Origin of the sequence: Pseudomonas sp. BF-RE-22 (assembly GCF_019956155.1) — a bacterium.
Taxonomy (GTDB): domain Bacteria; phylum Pseudomonadota; class Gammaproteobacteria; order Pseudomonadales; family Pseudomonadaceae; genus Aquipseudomonas; species Aquipseudomonas migulae.
This window is the reverse complement of sequence record NZ_JAHBDD010000008.1, coordinates 46670-60499: the sequence shown is the minus strand read 5'-3', so window position 1 is coordinate 60499 and position 13830 is coordinate 46670. Positions and strand designations below refer to the sequence as shown.

Sequence of the window (13830 nt, the reverse complement as noted above, 5' to 3'; positions counted from 1 at the left end):
CTCACGGTTCGTTTATAGGGCGAGCTTTTTATTTTTTGGAGACCACCGCCCATGGCACTGCACCCGGACATCGAAGGTTTTCTAGAGCTGGCCGAGTTCGGCCGCCTCACCGGCAAAAGCCTGCCCATGCACGAGCTGGACCCGACCGAAGCGCGCCAGCAATTCGAACAAACCTCGCAGCTGCTCGACGCCGCACCGATGGGCGCGCTGACCGTGACTGCGGTCAGCATTCCGGCCCGCGACGGCCATCTGCTCAATGCTCGCCTCTACGCTCGGCCGTCGCTGGGCACGCAGGAGCGCCCGGTGCTGCTGTATTTCCATGGCGGCGGTTACGTGGTCGGCAGCCTCGATTCCCACGACACCCTGTGCCGCCGACTGGCACTGGCGGGTGGTTTTGCGGTGCTGTCGGCGGATTATCGACTGGCCCCGGAACACCGTTTTCCTGTCGCCTACGAGGATGCCGAAGACGTGACGCGCTGGCTCGCCACCACCGGCGCCGGTGCCCTCGGGCTGGACCCGGCTCGTATCGCATTGGCGGGAGACAGCGTCGGCGGCAGCCTGGTGGCGTCCTTGTCGATTGCTATCGCCCAGGACCCGCAGGCCTGGCTGCTCACGCCACGGCTGCAAGTGCTGTTGTACCCGGTGATCGACGCCGTGGAAAAACGCCCGTCGCTTGCACGTTTCGCTGAAGGCTACCTGCTGGAAGCGACCACGCTGGAATGGTTCTATCAGCAATATCAACGCGGCATTGATGATCGCCGCGACTGGCGCTTTTCCCCGTTGTTCGCCGAGACCCTGCAAGGGCTGACACCGACCGTACTGTGGCTGGCCGAATACGACCCGTTGCTGGATGAAGGCCTGGCCTGGGCTGAAAAATTGCGTGCCGCCGGACAACCCGTAGTGCTGGACGTGAAAGCCGGAATGACCCACGACTTCGCACGGATGGGGGAGATGGTCCAGGAAGTACCGGCGATGCTGGAGCAACTGGCGGCGCAGATCACAGAAAGCCTGGGTTAATCGTGATCTGTAGGAGCCGGCTTGCCGGCGATGGCCCCGCCGCGGTGAACCAGACAAACCGTGTCGCCTGCATCGCCAGCAAGCTGGCTCCTACAACCTACGCAATTCCTGTAGGAGCCGGCTTGCCGGCGATGGCATCACCGCGGTGAACCAGACAAACCGTGTCGTCCGGATCGCCTGTAGGAGCCGGCTTGCTGGCGATAAACGATAACGCGGTCTGACTGACCGCCTACCGCGCCATTCACCGGCTTCCTACACCCGAGGTAAAACGCGAAAATTCCGGGGAAATTTCCGACATCTTTTTAGGGTTGGCGCTCGGACGTTCGCCGTATAGCGTTGTGGCTCCCTGCAGTTGGCAATGGAGTGATGTACCGGTATGAACATCCAGGAAATCAAAAGACGCTTGGCCAGACCCGCTACAAAATTCGTCGCTGGCGGATTTCGTCCCACCCATGGGGATGACGAAAGCTGGCTTGGAAACGTATTCCTGTTTCGCCCGGATGAAGGCGTCCCGAGAAACGACGCCGGAGCTGAACTGCATCCCTTTGCACAATTCCACCTCCCCAGCCTGCCGTTTAACAGTCCGGCGCTGGACGGCGTTCGCGTCCTTACCTTGTTTGTTTCCAGTCCCTTGCCAGAAGCGCTGGACCCGATGGGGAACAACTGGCTGATCAGGGAGTACGGATTTGACGATGTACTTGTCCGCAAAGAGCTGCCGGTAGCAGGTTCATACCTCAAGCCCTTTCCGTTGCTGGCCGAACGGGTCGCAGAGGACTTTCCACTGTGGGATGGCGGTGGCGCGCCAGCGGACCTTGAAGAGGAAATATGCAGCCTTCAGCGGACGGGCGAGATAGAAAGTTACTCAGACCTCGTGACTCACACCTACGAACACAAGATTGGCGGCTACCCCTCGTTCTGCCAGTCCGGCGTGGACCTCGGTGATGATTTTGAATTCGTGTTCCAGATTTCCTCCGACACGAAAATCAACCTGAACGTGGTGGATTGCGGGAGCCTGATGTTCTGGAAGAGCAAAAGTACGGGGGAGTGGGTGCTTTACTACGACTTCTATTAGGCCGGGTGCTGAAGCGAATGGCCTGCACCCAGCTTGGTAGGGGCGGACAACCAGCCGCATACCCATTAGGCTGCTGAAAAATAAGCACCGGAGCTGACTAGACTATGAGTGCCGAACTTTCCCCCACTGTTTCAGGGTTCGAAACCGAAGAGCAGGCTGCCAGTTACGACCTTTGGTTTCGTGCCAAAGTGCAAGCTTCGCTCGATGATCCACGACCGAATATCCCGCATGATCAGGTGATGGCTGATATGCGAGCCCTCATTGAGTCAAAGCGCAACAAGCACGATGCTGGTTGAGTGGCGACCGCGAAGCGCGGGCTGAACTCCATTCCCCCCAAAAACAAAACCGGGCCGCAAGCGGCCCGGTATTGTTCAGCATGTAACGTACTTAGCAATCAATAATTAGCCCGCAACGTCAACGTCAGATTACGCGGGTCACCATAGAAGTTAGTCCCCCACGAAGCATCCACGCGATCGTAGTACTTTTTATCAAACAGGTTGTTGCCGGTCAGTGTCGCCGACAGGTTCTCGTTGAACTTGTAGCCCACCTGCGCGGTGGCGATGCCGTAGCCGCTTTGTTCGAAGCGCACTTCACGCTGGTACCAGGTCTTGCTGACCACACGTACACCGCCGCCGACGCTGAAGTCTTTGAGCGGGCCGTCGGCGAATTCGTATTTGGTCCACAGGTTGAAGTTGTGTTTAGGCGTGATGGTGCTGAAAGTGCTGCCTTCGGTCGCGTCGTCAGATTTCAACAATTTGGTGGTGGTGAAGGCATAACCGGTGACGATGCTCCAGTTGTCGGTCAGGTTACCGCTCAGCTCGGTTTCCCAGCCCTGGCTGCGCGCCTTGCCCTGTGCTTCGTTTCCACCGGTGTCGGCGTTGAATTGAGCACGGTTTTCATCGTAGATGCGGAACATCGCGATGCTGGCGTTCAGGCGGCCGTCGTAGAACTCGCGCTTGAGGCCGACTTCATATTGCTTGCCTTTACGCGGTCCGATGGGCGTATTGTCGCTGTCGAGCTCGCTTTGTGGCTTGAACACGCCGGTGTAGCTGGCGTAGGCCGACAGTTCCGGGGTCAGCTTGGCGATGATGGCGCCGTAAGGCACGACCTTGCGGTTGATGCTGGTGTGGGCTTCGCCGAAGCTGTTGAAGAAGGCGTTGGAGTTCTTCGCGTCACTTTCGTACCAGCTCACGCGGCTGCCGCCCACCACGTCGAGCCAGTCGGTGACGTTGAACTTGGCGCGGGTATAGAGGCCGTATTGGTCGGATTTGGACCAGTTACCGTTGTTGCGCTCGTAGTTGTTCTCGGGAATATCGATACTGCCCGGATTGTAGACGTTGATCGGGAAGTACTCGCCGCCACCGTATTCGAAGTCTTTGTCCAGGTGCTGGTACTCGGCACCTACGGTGAACTCGTGATTGCGATCGGCGAATTCGAACGGCGTGGTCACGAAGCTGTCGACACCGATGGTCTTGATGTGGGTGTAGTAGTCGTATGCCACGGCCCAGCTGTCACCGGTATCACGATCGACTGCGCCGTCGGCCCAGGTGAAGTTTCGCTGTGGCGTTTCAGCGTCGCGGTAGGTGACAGTGGTCTTGAACTGACCACCGTTGTCCAGCGCGTGATCGACCTCGGCAAAGGACTCCCAGACTTTCTCGTTCAGGGTGTTCCACTTGGCATCGACGAACGTCGAGCGCGGCACGTCCAGCAATTTGCCGTCGGCAAAGGCCGGCAAGCCGAACGCCGGGGTGGAGTGGTTCTGCTGGTAGGCGCCGCCGACCGACAGGGTGGTGGACGGGGCGAGGTCGAATTCCAGGCGACCGTACACCATCGGGCGTTCGTTCTGGGCAGAGTCGACGTAGGATTTGTTGTTTTCGTAAGCGGTGATAAAGCGACCGCGCACGGTGCCTTGATCGTTCAACGGGCCAGTGACGTCCACCATCGAGCGGTAGTGGTCATAGGAACCTGCGCCCAGCTCGCCGCCGAGGGCGAATTTGTTCAGGGCGCGCTTGCGCACCACGTTGATCGTACCGCCGGGCTCGCCAGCGCCTTGATACAGGCCGGATGGGCCGCGCAACACTTCGACGCGATCGTACATCGCGAGGTCGAAGCTGGTGCCCATGTCGCCCTGGCCGGTCGGTTGCGATACGCCGTCAACCTGCACCTGGTCGACGAGGAAGCCGCGCATGTAGACGTCGTTCAGGCTGGAGCCGGAGTTGTAGGTCTTGATGGTGACGCCGGTGACCTGGCGCATCGCGTCTTGCAGGCTGTTCATGTTCTGGTCGTCCATGCGCTGGCGCGTGACGACGGACACCGACTGCGGGATGTCCTTGAGCTTGATGTTGCCCTTGCCGATGCTGACTTGATCGGTGGTGTAGGAATGTGTGCCTTCGGTGGTGGGCCCCGGCGCCACGCCGGAAATGGCGGTCGCGCCCAGTTGCAGCGCGCTGGAGTTACCCGCGACCGGAATCAGCGAAACGGTGTTGCCAGTCAGTTGAAACGTAATGCCGCTCCCCAGCAGCAACGTATTCAATGCCTGTTCCGGCTCCAGATTGCCGGAAACCGCCGTGGACTTGAGGCCGTTGACCATGTCCTGGCTGTACAGAATCTGCAGGTCGGTCTGTTGACCCAGTTGCTGCAGCGCGCTGGCCAGCGATTGCGCAGGCACGTTGACGTTCACCGGCGCGGCCTGGACCTGAGAGGTGCCCAGCAGCAACAGGGTCAGCAACGCACCCGGTACGACTGTTCGGAATTTCTTTTGCGGCGCGATGGCCAGAGCCAACGGCGCGCGGGACAGGGTAGGGCTTTGCATTGCTCAAATCGCTCCTAAGGTGTGCAGATTTTTTTAGTTAATGATAATTATTATTAGACGCATCACCCCGACGAAACCGGAAAACAAACTCCGAAAATCGTCGAGGTAGATGGATTCAACGCTGCTCAGGCGGTCGCCCGCTCCGTCACCACACGGCCCGATTCCATGCGAACCAACTGATCGGCCATGTCGAAATAGCGGTCGTCGTGGGAGATGACGATGATGGTTTTGCCCAGGCGCTTCAGGTCCGGAAGCAGCTCGGTGTAGAAGATCCGGCGGAAGGTCGGGTCCTGGTCGGCCGCCCATTCGTCAAACACCAGTACCGGGCGTTCTTCCAGCCAGGCATTGACCAGTGCCAGGCGTTTACGCTGGCCGGTGGACAGGTCGGTGGTGGTGAAACTGCCGTCCTTGACGCTGACCTTGTGCGCGATTTCCAGGCGTTGCAGGTATTTGTTGGCGTCTTCGGGAATGTGCTGATCGCCCTGCACCACGTCATCGAACAGGTAGTAGTCGGCAAAAATCGTGGTGAACAGTTGGCGGTAGTCGTCACGGTTCTGCGCATCGACACCTTCGCCGTTGAGCAGGATTGCGCCTTGTTGCGGCGCATAAAGCCCCAGCAACAACTTGATCAGCGTGGTCTTGCCGCAGCCGTTTTCGCCGACGATGAAAATGATGTCGCCCTGTTCGATGGTCAGGTTCACCGGCCCCAGGCGGAACGCTTCGCTGCCCGGTGCGGCCGGGAAGGCATAGCTGACGTTGTCCAGTTGCAGGCTGTTGACCACGGCCGGTTTTTTGCCGGTGTCGTTGAGCAGCAAGTGCGGCTCGGGCGAGGAAAACCGGCTCGACAGTTCGGCGATGCGGCGGAAGGCAATCCGCGCCCGGCTGACCACCGGCAAGGTGCCGACCAGATGCTCGATAGGGCCTTTCATGTACAGCAGCACCAGGACGAAGCCGCTCATCACCGACTTGTCGGCGCTGGGCCAGAACGATTGCAGGGCCAGCGCGAGACCGATGACCACGAAGAACAGCATCGACCCCAGCGTCTTGGCGATCACGAAGGTATTGATCGAGCGCACCTGGGTGTTGCAGATGAAATCCGCCGTGCCCTGAATGCCCGAGGTGAACATGCGCTGGCGGCGCGGACGGTGAATGCGCAGTTCCTTGGCGCCGCCGGCGATGGCGTTGTAATGCTTTTGCAACTCGTCTTCGGCGTCACGGGCGGCCATGAAGCCCTTGATGCCCTTGCCCTGTGCGTAGAACTGGATGCCGGTGCCGATGGCAATCGCCAGCACCATCATCAGGAACATCGGCCACGACAGCATCGCCAGGTAGCCCATGCAGCCGAGGGTCACGGTCAGGGAGATGGCCAGCGGCGCGAAGGCAAACGCGAAGTCGCTGATGGTGTCGACGTCATGGGTCAGCACCGGGATCAAACGGTGGCTGCGATAGCGTTCGATCTGTTCGATGGGCGCCGACAGCACCTTTTCCCCCAGCTCTTTGCGCAGCTTGGCGATGATGTGCTGGCCGACGTAGTTGGTGCCGATGTCCGAGCAGATCGAACTCGCCAGCGCCAACAGGCAAAGGCCGCCGAACAGTGCGACCACGCCTTGAGTCAGGCCGCTTTGCGAATGCAGGGCATTGTTGATCGTGGCCAGCAACACCGTCACGCTCAGACCGCCCACCATGCCCAGAATGATCGACAGGCTGACCACCAGCCGGAACGGTTTCAGGAGGGTGAACAATTCATGAATTGCACCGCGCGCAGGCTGGGTCTTGGGAAGATGCATGTGAGGAAGGTCTCTTGGGTCTTGAGGCAGATACCCAGAAGAACGTGTGGCCAGGCGTTTAATTTAGACGGCCGCCGACTGGCGGCGGCCGGGGGGAAGGGGTGTCAGCCTTTGGACGGCAGATCACGCACGACGCGGAAACCGATCCAGTCGCCACGGGTTTGCGGGTAGATGTTGTTGCGGTTGCCGGAGCGCGAGAACACCGGCGCTTCGCCCCAGTCATTGCCGCGAATCTGCAAGGCTTCGCAGTTGGGTTCGACCCACGCACTGCCGTCGGTGGGGGCGCCCACGTAATCGCTGTGCTCGCAGTCGGCGATCCACTCGTAGACGTTGCCGTGCATGTCGTACATGCCGAAGGCGTTCGGCGGGTAGCTGCCGGCCGGGGAGGTGTAGCTGTAGCCGTCGGTTGGCCCGTAAGTATTGGCATGGGTGGCAATGCTGTACTCGGTGCCCTCATCGAACGGGAACGGGAACGGCCCCGTTGAACCGGCACGGGCGGCGTACTCGCGCTGGGCCTCGCTGACGATGTGGTAGTGCTGGCCGGTCTTGAGCGACAGCCACGCGACATACGCGCTGACCTCGGCAAAGTTCATGCACACCGCCGGTTGGCGCGGGCTCTGTGGATAACGCGGCTTGCTGTTGATGCACTCGCGGCCGGGGCGCGTATCGCCATCGGGAATGGTGATCCCGGTTTCTTTCAGGTACTGGTCCCATTCGCCGGCGGTGATCTGGTAACGGCTCATGGCGAACGGCTTGTCGAACGTCACTTCGTGCATCGGGCCTTCATCGGGTTCGCGACCGACTTCACCTTCCGGTGTGCCCATGGTGAAGGTGCCGGCGGGCAGCACCACCATTTCCGGGCAGTTGCGGCAATCCTTGAACACCTTGCCCGGCAGCGGTGCGGTGGTGGCCTGGGCGGCGCCGGGCAACGCGGTGCCGAGCAATGCCAGGATTGTCAGTGCCCCGAGTTGTGGGAGCGACAACCCGAGTCTGTGCAGGATGTTTTTCATATGCATTCTCGCTAAAGGAAATCGGTGTTTCAGAGCTTGCTGGCCAACAACGTCATGACGCGGTCGATGTGCGCCTCGGTGTTGAGCAGGCCCGGCGACAGGCGAATGATCGGGCCGACATCGCGGTCCACGGCATCGCAGACCACGCGCTGGTCCATCAGGAAATTGGCGACTTCTTCGCAGTCGCGGTTCTTGATCCGGAAGAACGTGAAGCCGGCGGAATACTCAGGCGACAACGGCGTGACGAGCTCCACCGACGGATGCTCCTGCAAGCGCTTTTTCAGGTAGCTGTTGATTTCATGGATGCGCGCCTGAACCTCGGCCTTGCCCAGGTCCAGATGCAACTTGAACGCTTCGGTCAGCGCCCAGCGGTGTTCAAACGAGTGATAGCCGCCGTAGGTCATCACGGTCGAAAACGTGGTCGCTTCGGAGAATGTCGGGATGGTCGGCGTGAGGTCCTTCATGTCATCGGAGCGCGCGCAGATGATCCCGGTGCCCCGTGGGCCGAACATCCATTTGTGGGTGCCGGCGATGAAGTAGTCGCAATGCATGTCCGGGAAATCGAGGTTTTCCACGCCGAAGCCGTGGACGCCATCGACCACATACAGGATGCGATCCTTTTCCTGGCGGTCGCGGTTTTTCTCGGCGACCAGTTTGCCGATCTCGCCGATGGGCAGCTTCACACCGCTGCCGGAATGCACCCAGGTCATGCCGAGCACGCGAGTCTCGGGGCGAATGTTGCGGGCAATGGAGGCCAGTATTTCTTTCGTCGAAACCTTGTGCGGGTCTTTGAACAATTTGATTTTACGAACCTTGGTTCCGTCCTTTTGCGTGCGGAATTCAAACACGCTGTTGGCGGCGTAGTGCTCATGTTCGCTGGTCAGGATTTCCTGATCCGGACGCACGTGAATGCCGGCGTAAATCATCGCCAGGCCTTCGGTGGTGCTGCCGGTCAGGGCGATCTGCGAAGGCTTGGCTTTCAAGTAATGGCCGGCCCACACGCGAACGTCTTCTTCGCGGCGTTCGGTTTCGCCGCGATGCCAGTCCATCGCCAGGCCGGGGTTGCGGTCGAGGTTGGCGCGGTGCATCTCGATGGCTTCGCGCACGGGGCGAGGGTGTGAGGTCACCAGGAAGTTGGCGAAGTGCAGGTAATCGGGATCCTGATTGAACAGCTGGCGAAACTGCGCCCATTTGTCTTTGGGCAGCGGTGCCGGCGTGGCTGCCAGCGCCGGCAAGCTGACCGCTGAACCCAAGGGAATGGCGGCCGCGACAATGCCGGCCTGCTTGAGGAAAGTACGACGGTTGGTCATGAATTCGGTTCGCTTGGCAAGGTGAATGTCAGTGTTTGGCGACGGGTCTGGAGGACTTCTGCACCTGATCCCAGACGCGCAGGAAATTGCCGCCCCAGAGCTTGGCGATGTCGGCTTCGCTGTAGCCGCGGCTGATCAGTTCGGCGGTCACGTTGCGTGCCTCGCTGACGTCTTTCCAGCCGTTCAGGCCGCCACCGTCGTTGAAGTCGGAGCTGATGCCGACGTGATCGATGCCGATTTTTTTCACGGCGTAGTCGATGGCGTCGCCGTAATCCTTGAGGGTGGCCTTGGGTTCTTCATCGACAATGCCGTAGAGCTGACTGGCGTAGTCGCCGAAACGCTGTTCCGACCACACGGTGATCACCGGGTCGCCCGGCATCAGCGCCATCTCCAGGCCTTGCAGCGGTTGCAGGTCGAAACGCGCACGCAGGGCGTTGAGTTTGTCCTGGGTGCCCTGGCTCAGCGGCTTGATGTAGGTCGGGAAGCCGACGATCTGCACCACGCCGCCGCTGTTCTTGATCAGCTGCATTTCGCTGTCGCTGAGGTTGCGCGGGATGTCCACCAGCGCCCGTGGCGCCGAGTGCGAGGCGACCATCGGCGCGCGGCTCAATTGGCTGACTTGTTCCAGCGCTTTGGTCGACATTTGCGACACATCGATGATGACCCCGAGGTCGTTCAGGCGATGCACCGCTTGTTTGCCCAGCTCTGACAGGCCGCCCAGCGCATCACGGGAATCATTGAAAAACGGCAGCGGCCGGGACGAATCGGCCCAGGCGTTGTTGCCCACGTAACTGAAACCGAACATGCGCATTCCGCGCGCGGCCCACTTATCCAGGGCGTTGACGTCGTTGCCCAGCGGGTAGGCGTTGAGCATGCTGATGAACACGGCGAACTTGCCCTCGCCGTGCAGGCGTCGGAAATCGTCCGGGGTGTAGGCAATGGCCACCTGATTGGGGAAGTCGCGCACCAGGGTGGTGATGATTTTGTAGCGGGTCTCCTGCTCGTGACGGGCTTCGTCGATGAACCCGGCGGTCGGGCGGTGCGGGGCGTTGTCGCCGTTCCAGATTTCGGGCCAGCCGAAAATGGTCAGCGCCGCGCCGGACAGGCGACCACGCGCTGTCTTGACCAGGTCGAACTGGCCGCTGCCGTCCTTGTCGGCCTCGTTTTCGGCGGTGCCGAAATCCATGGGCACGGTGATGTGGCTGTCGAACGAGAGGATGCGTTCTTGCAGTTCATCGGCCTGTTTCATCACCGCGACCGGGTAGCCGGGGTTGTCGTTGAGCCAGTAATCCCAGGCCGCAAACCCTGCCGCGCCAGCGATGGCCAGCGCCAGGGGCAGGCCAATGAAAAGAGCCTTTTTCGAACGAGGTTTTGTCATTGCCATCTCAGTCAGGTTCGCCGTCGAGGGTGCAGGCGCGGGGGCCTTTGCTATCTGGGAAGAACGAGTGGCCGAGTGGGAAATTTAGTGCGGCTGAAGGCCTCTTCGCGGGCAAGTCGGATCGCCGCACCGCTCGCTCCTACAGGGTTTGTATGCCGACCTGTAGGAGCGAGGCTTGCCCGCGAAGCTCTTAAATTTGTCGAGGCAACAAACGTTCTAGCTTGGATAAAGCCTGCTCCATGGCTGACACAGGTAGGGCAATGACGATTTCTCGACGATGGTTCCTGGCGGGTCTGGCACTGACCGGTGCCGCCCTGCCTGCGGCGTATTACGGGCATCGCGAACTGACAAAACCGGACCCGACCATTACCCCCGGCGAAGCGTCATTCGACGTCGCGGATGTGGCCGGTCAGCGTTTGGCCAGCACCTTGCAGGGCGTCTGGGACATTCGCTTCGAGGGGCGTGACGCGGGGCTCGACGGCTTGCCTCGCGAGGGCTTGCAACTGCTGCTCGACGTCGGTCACAAGGGCCGTGGGCTCAACGGTTTTCTCGATACTTTCGAGGCGCTGCGTGCCGCACCGCCGCCGCGCTATCGCGTCCTCGGCGATCTGGCGGGCATAGATAACAAAGAGCTGAGCTGGCGACTGATCGATTCCCGATCCCCGACGGGGACGCCGGACTACGAATTCACCTTCAAGCTGGACGAAGTCTGGGCCGCGTTCGGCAATGCCGGCAGCGGCACCTTGAGTGGGCGTGTGCTGCGTCTGGATCGTCCGTTGGCCCTGACCGCTCAGGACAACCGTTTCGTCGCAGTCAAACAGGTGTTCCCTGAAGCACGCGAGCGCACGGGCCTGGGCCCGGCGTTGCTGGCGTGGCTGATTTCGCCCGAGCACCGCTTGTTCCATCAGCTCTGGCACGCCTCCCGCGACAAATGGCACACCTTGTCCGAAGACAAGCGCAACGCCTTGCGCGGCATCGGCTGGCAGCCGGGGCTTCGAGACAAGGAGCGCGATGCGCGCGGACCGCGCAAGGACCGCAATGGCTCGGGCATCGACTTTTTCTTCATGCACCGGCACATGCTCGGCACCGCGCGCTCCCTGCAAGACTTGCCGTCGTGGCAGCAATTTCCGTTGCCGCAACCGGAACTGGTGCGTGATCGCCAGGCCTTTGCCCGTTACTTCGACAACCACGACGGCACCGCTTTGCCGCCGGCCTGGCGCGCCGAAGACGATGACGAATACTCGCAGTGGGTGGCCGATCTCAAGACCGCCGAGACCTACCACAGCAATTTTCAGGTCTGGGAGTCGCGATACCGTGACCCGCGTTACTTGTCGAAATTGACCTTGGGGCAGTTCGGTTCCGAGGTTGAACTCGGGCTGCATGACTGGCTGCACATGCGCTGGGCGTCGGTGCCCCGTGATCCGTCCAATGGCCAGCCTGTGCCGTTCGCGCGGGACACCGCGGACTTTTCCGCCCGTTGGTTCGCGGCGGAAAACGACTTTCTTGGCGACCCGTTTTCCTCCCATGTGAACCCGGTGTTCTGGCATTTCCATGGCTGGATCGATGACCGTCTCGAAGACTGGTTCCGTGCGCACGAGCGCTTTCATCCGGGGGAAGTCCGTCGGCTGGAGGTCAATGGTGTGCCGTGGTTTGCGCCCGGTCGCTGGGTCGAGATCGACGATCCGTGGCTCGGCCCGAGCACCCATGGCTGCAACACCACACCGGGGTTGCAGGCGGGCAAGTCGGTGGAAATGGACCCGGAAACCATGAAACTGGCGCTGCGGATTACCTTTGGTGAAGACGAGAAAAAGTTGGAAGACCTGTTCCGCAAGGTGCCGCAACGGCCTTGGTATGCGCGGAATTTGAAGGCTAAACAGAGTCCGGTTTGATTACCGCGTTATCGTTCTTCGCGGGCAAGTCGAATCGTCGCACCGCTCGCTCCTACAGGATTCAGGTGTGCCGCATGATTGGGGCATGACACTTAACCTGTAGGGGCGAGCGGTGCGACGATTCGACTTGCCCGCGAAGGGGCCATCGCTATCAATACAATCACAACACCTGCCACCCACCCCCAAGCGCCTTGTACAACGCAACACTCGCCTGCAACCTCGCCAACCGCAGCTGCACATTCAAATCCTGCGCGGCATACAGCGTGCGCTGGGTCTCCAGCACCGTCAGCAAATCCTCGGCCCCGGCCTGATAGCGGCTTTGCGCAATGTCGAAAGCCGTTTGCGCCTGATTCAATTCTTCACTTTGCCATTGGCGCTGGGCGTCCAGTCCGCGAATGCCGGTCAGGGCTTTTTCCACGTCGGCAAAGCCGTTGATGATCGCGCCACGGTAGGTTTCCAGCAGCTCTTCCTGGCGCGCCGTGGCCTTGTCGCGTTCGGCGCCCAGGCGACCATTGTTGAAAATCGGCGCGACCAATCCGGCGGTGAGGTTGTAGAACGGGCTGCGCAGCACATCGTTGAAGGTGTCGGCGCCAGAACCGATCTGGGCACTCAATGTCACGGTGGGCAGCATTTTCGCCCGGGCCACGGTCACATCGGCGCGTGCGGCTGCCAGCTGCGCTTCGGCGCGAGCGATGTCCGGGCGACGGTTGAGCAAATCGCTGGGCACACCCGCACCGATGACCGGCCAACTGAGCTGGTCGAAGCGCTGATCGTCGAGCTTCAGCTCCTGAACCGGACGGCCGAGGAGGGCGGCGAGGGTGATCCGCGCTTCTTCGGCTTGTTGCTGCACCAGCGGCAACTGCCGTTGTTGCGCGGCCACCAGGCTTTTTTGCTGGGCCAGTTCCAGTGCCGTGGCAGAGCCTGAGTCGAAGCGGGTTTGTACCAGGTTCAAAACCTTCTGCGCGTTCGCCAGATTGAGCTGCGCGATACGGTGCTGTTCCTGCAATGACAACGCTTGCGCGTAGGTGCTGGCAACCGCACTGAGCAGCGTCAACTCAACCGTGTCGCGATCGAACTCACTGGCTTGCAGGCCGAATTGCGCACTGTCGCGGGAGGCGCGCTGGCCGCCCCAGAAATCGATTTCATAACTGGCGCTGAGGCTGGCGTCGAAGTAATCCACCGCCTTGTTGCTGTCGTCGGCGTCCAGTTGGCTGTAGCCGTTGCCGCGCATCAGCTTCTGGCGGTTGGCGTTCCCGGCGGCCTTCACTTCCGGCAACAGCGAACCGCCGGCGATCACGGTGGTGGCCTGGGCCTGGCGAACCCGGGCCAGTGCCGCCGCCAGGTCATAACTGCCGACGCGGGCCTGTTCAATCAGTTGATCGAGCTGCGGGCTGCCAAAGTGCGTCCACCACTGGGCGTTCTGCATCAAGGCGTTTTCATGGTGTGCCGACTGCCAGGAGGGCGGCGGCTGCAGGCCACTGTCCGGGCGCGAGTCCGGGTTGGCGCACGCGCTGAGCAACACGCAGAGGGTCAACAGGCTGAGTGGCGCTTTCAT

General features: G+C 61.0%; 10 protein-coding genes. 4 read left to right on the top strand and 6 right to left on the bottom strand.

The window, feature by feature from the left end:
• Positions 1-51: 51 nt before the first annotated feature.
• From KGA82_RS05465 to KGA82_RS05455, 3 genes are all read left to right on the top strand, one after another.
• Positions 52-1017: an alpha/beta hydrolase gene (locus KGA82_RS05465; protein WP_223449821.1), complete on the top strand. Its 966-nt coding sequence runs from the start codon at positions 52-54 to the stop codon at positions 1015-1017.
• A gap of 376 nt (positions 1018-1393) precedes the next feature.
• Entirely contained in the window at positions 1394-2089 is a 696-nt protein-coding gene (locus KGA82_RS05460; RefSeq protein WP_207286022.1) for a DUF1963 domain-containing protein, read from the top strand.
• Between the two features lie 104 nt (positions 2090-2193).
• Positions 2194-2385: an antitoxin gene (locus KGA82_RS05455; RefSeq protein WP_223449819.1), complete on the top strand. Its 192-nt coding sequence runs from the start codon at positions 2194-2196 to the stop codon at positions 2383-2385.
• A 98-nt stretch (positions 2386-2483) separates the two neighbouring features.
• Here KGA82_RS05455 and KGA82_RS05450 read toward each other — a convergent pair whose 3' ends face one another.
• The 5 genes from KGA82_RS05450 to pvdM all read right to left on the bottom strand — a co-directional run bounded on the left by KGA82_RS05450 (position 2484) and on the right by pvdM (position 10386).
• Positions 2484-4901: a TonB-dependent siderophore receptor gene (locus KGA82_RS05450; RefSeq protein ID WP_223449818.1), complete on the bottom strand. Its 2418-nt coding sequence runs from the start codon at positions 4899-4901 to the stop codon at positions 2484-2486.
• Positions 4902-5026: 125 nt separating this feature from the next.
• Positions 5027-6688: a cyclic peptide export ABC transporter gene (locus tag KGA82_RS05445; protein ID WP_223449816.1), complete on the bottom strand. Its 1662-nt coding sequence runs from the start codon at positions 6686-6688 to the stop codon at positions 5027-5029.
• 104 nt (positions 6689-6792) lie between these two features.
• Positions 6793-7698 carry a formylglycine-generating enzyme family protein gene (locus KGA82_RS05440; protein WP_008032321.1) on the bottom strand — a complete coding sequence of 302 codons (906 nt, stop codon included), beginning with the start codon at positions 7696-7698 and terminating at the stop codon, positions 6793-6795.
• 29 nt (positions 7699-7727) lie between these two features.
• On the bottom strand, positions 7728-9008 hold the full coding sequence (locus tag KGA82_RS05435; RefSeq protein ID WP_223449810.1) for an aminotransferase class V-fold PLP-dependent enzyme: 1281 nt from the start codon (positions 9006-9008) through the stop codon (positions 7728-7730).
• A 28-nt stretch (positions 9009-9036) separates the two neighbouring features.
• The gene (gene pvdM / locus KGA82_RS05430) at positions 9037-10386 is read right to left on the bottom strand and encodes a pyoverdine-tailoring dipeptidase-like protein PvdM (RefSeq protein ID WP_223449808.1); all 1350 of its coding nucleotides are present in this window, start codon (positions 10384-10386) and stop codon (positions 9037-9039) included.
• Between the two features lie 260 nt (positions 10387-10646).
• Between pvdM and KGA82_RS05425 the strand changes: the two genes are divergently transcribed.
• Positions 10647-12275, top strand: coding sequence for a PvdJ/PvdD/PvdP-like protein (locus tag KGA82_RS05425; protein ID WP_223449802.1), 1629 nt, complete (start codon positions 10647-10649; stop codon positions 12273-12275).
• Between the two features lie 160 nt (positions 12276-12435).
• Here the strand turns inward: KGA82_RS05425 and KGA82_RS05420 are convergent, their stop codons facing one another.
• Entirely contained in the window at positions 12436-13830 is a 1395-nt protein-coding gene (locus tag KGA82_RS05420) for an efflux transporter outer membrane subunit (RefSeq protein ID WP_223449801.1), read from the bottom strand.

Bases quoted from the DNA above. Each gene is read 5' to 3' on its own strand.
- KGA82_RS05465 (WP_223449821.1), top strand. From the start codon at position 52: ATGGCACTGCACCCGGACATCGAAGGTTTTCTAGAGCTGGCCGAGTTC.
- KGA82_RS05460 (WP_207286022.1), top strand. From the start codon at position 1,394: ATGAACATCCAGGAAATCAAAAGACGCTTGGCCAGACCCGCTACAAAA.
- KGA82_RS05455 (WP_223449819.1), top strand. From the start codon at position 2,194: ATGAGTGCCGAACTTTCCCCCACTGTTTCAGGGTTCGAAACCGAAGAG.
- KGA82_RS05450 (WP_223449818.1), bottom strand. From the start codon at position 4,901: ATGCAAAGCCCTACCCTGTCCCGCGCGCCGTTGGCTCTGGCCATCGCG.
- KGA82_RS05445 (WP_223449816.1), bottom strand. From the start codon at position 6,688: ATGCATCTTCCCAAGACCCAGCCTGCGCGCGGTGCAATTCATGAATTG.
- KGA82_RS05440 (WP_008032321.1), bottom strand. From the start codon at position 7,698: ATGAAAAACATCCTGCACAGACTCGGGTTGTCGCTCCCACAACTCGGG.
- KGA82_RS05435 (WP_223449810.1), bottom strand. From the start codon at position 9,008: ATGACCAACCGTCGTACTTTCCTCAAGCAGGCCGGCATTGTCGCGGCC.
- pvdM (WP_223449808.1), bottom strand. From the start codon at position 10,386: ATGACAAAACCTCGTTCGAAAAAGGCTCTTTTCATTGGCCTGCCCCTG.
- KGA82_RS05425 (WP_223449802.1), top strand. From the start codon at position 10,647: ATGACGATTTCTCGACGATGGTTCCTGGCGGGTCTGGCACTGACCGGT.
- KGA82_RS05420 (WP_223449801.1), bottom strand. From the start codon at position 13,830: ATGAAAGCGCCACTCAGCCTGTTGACCCTCTGCGTGTTGCTCAGCGCG.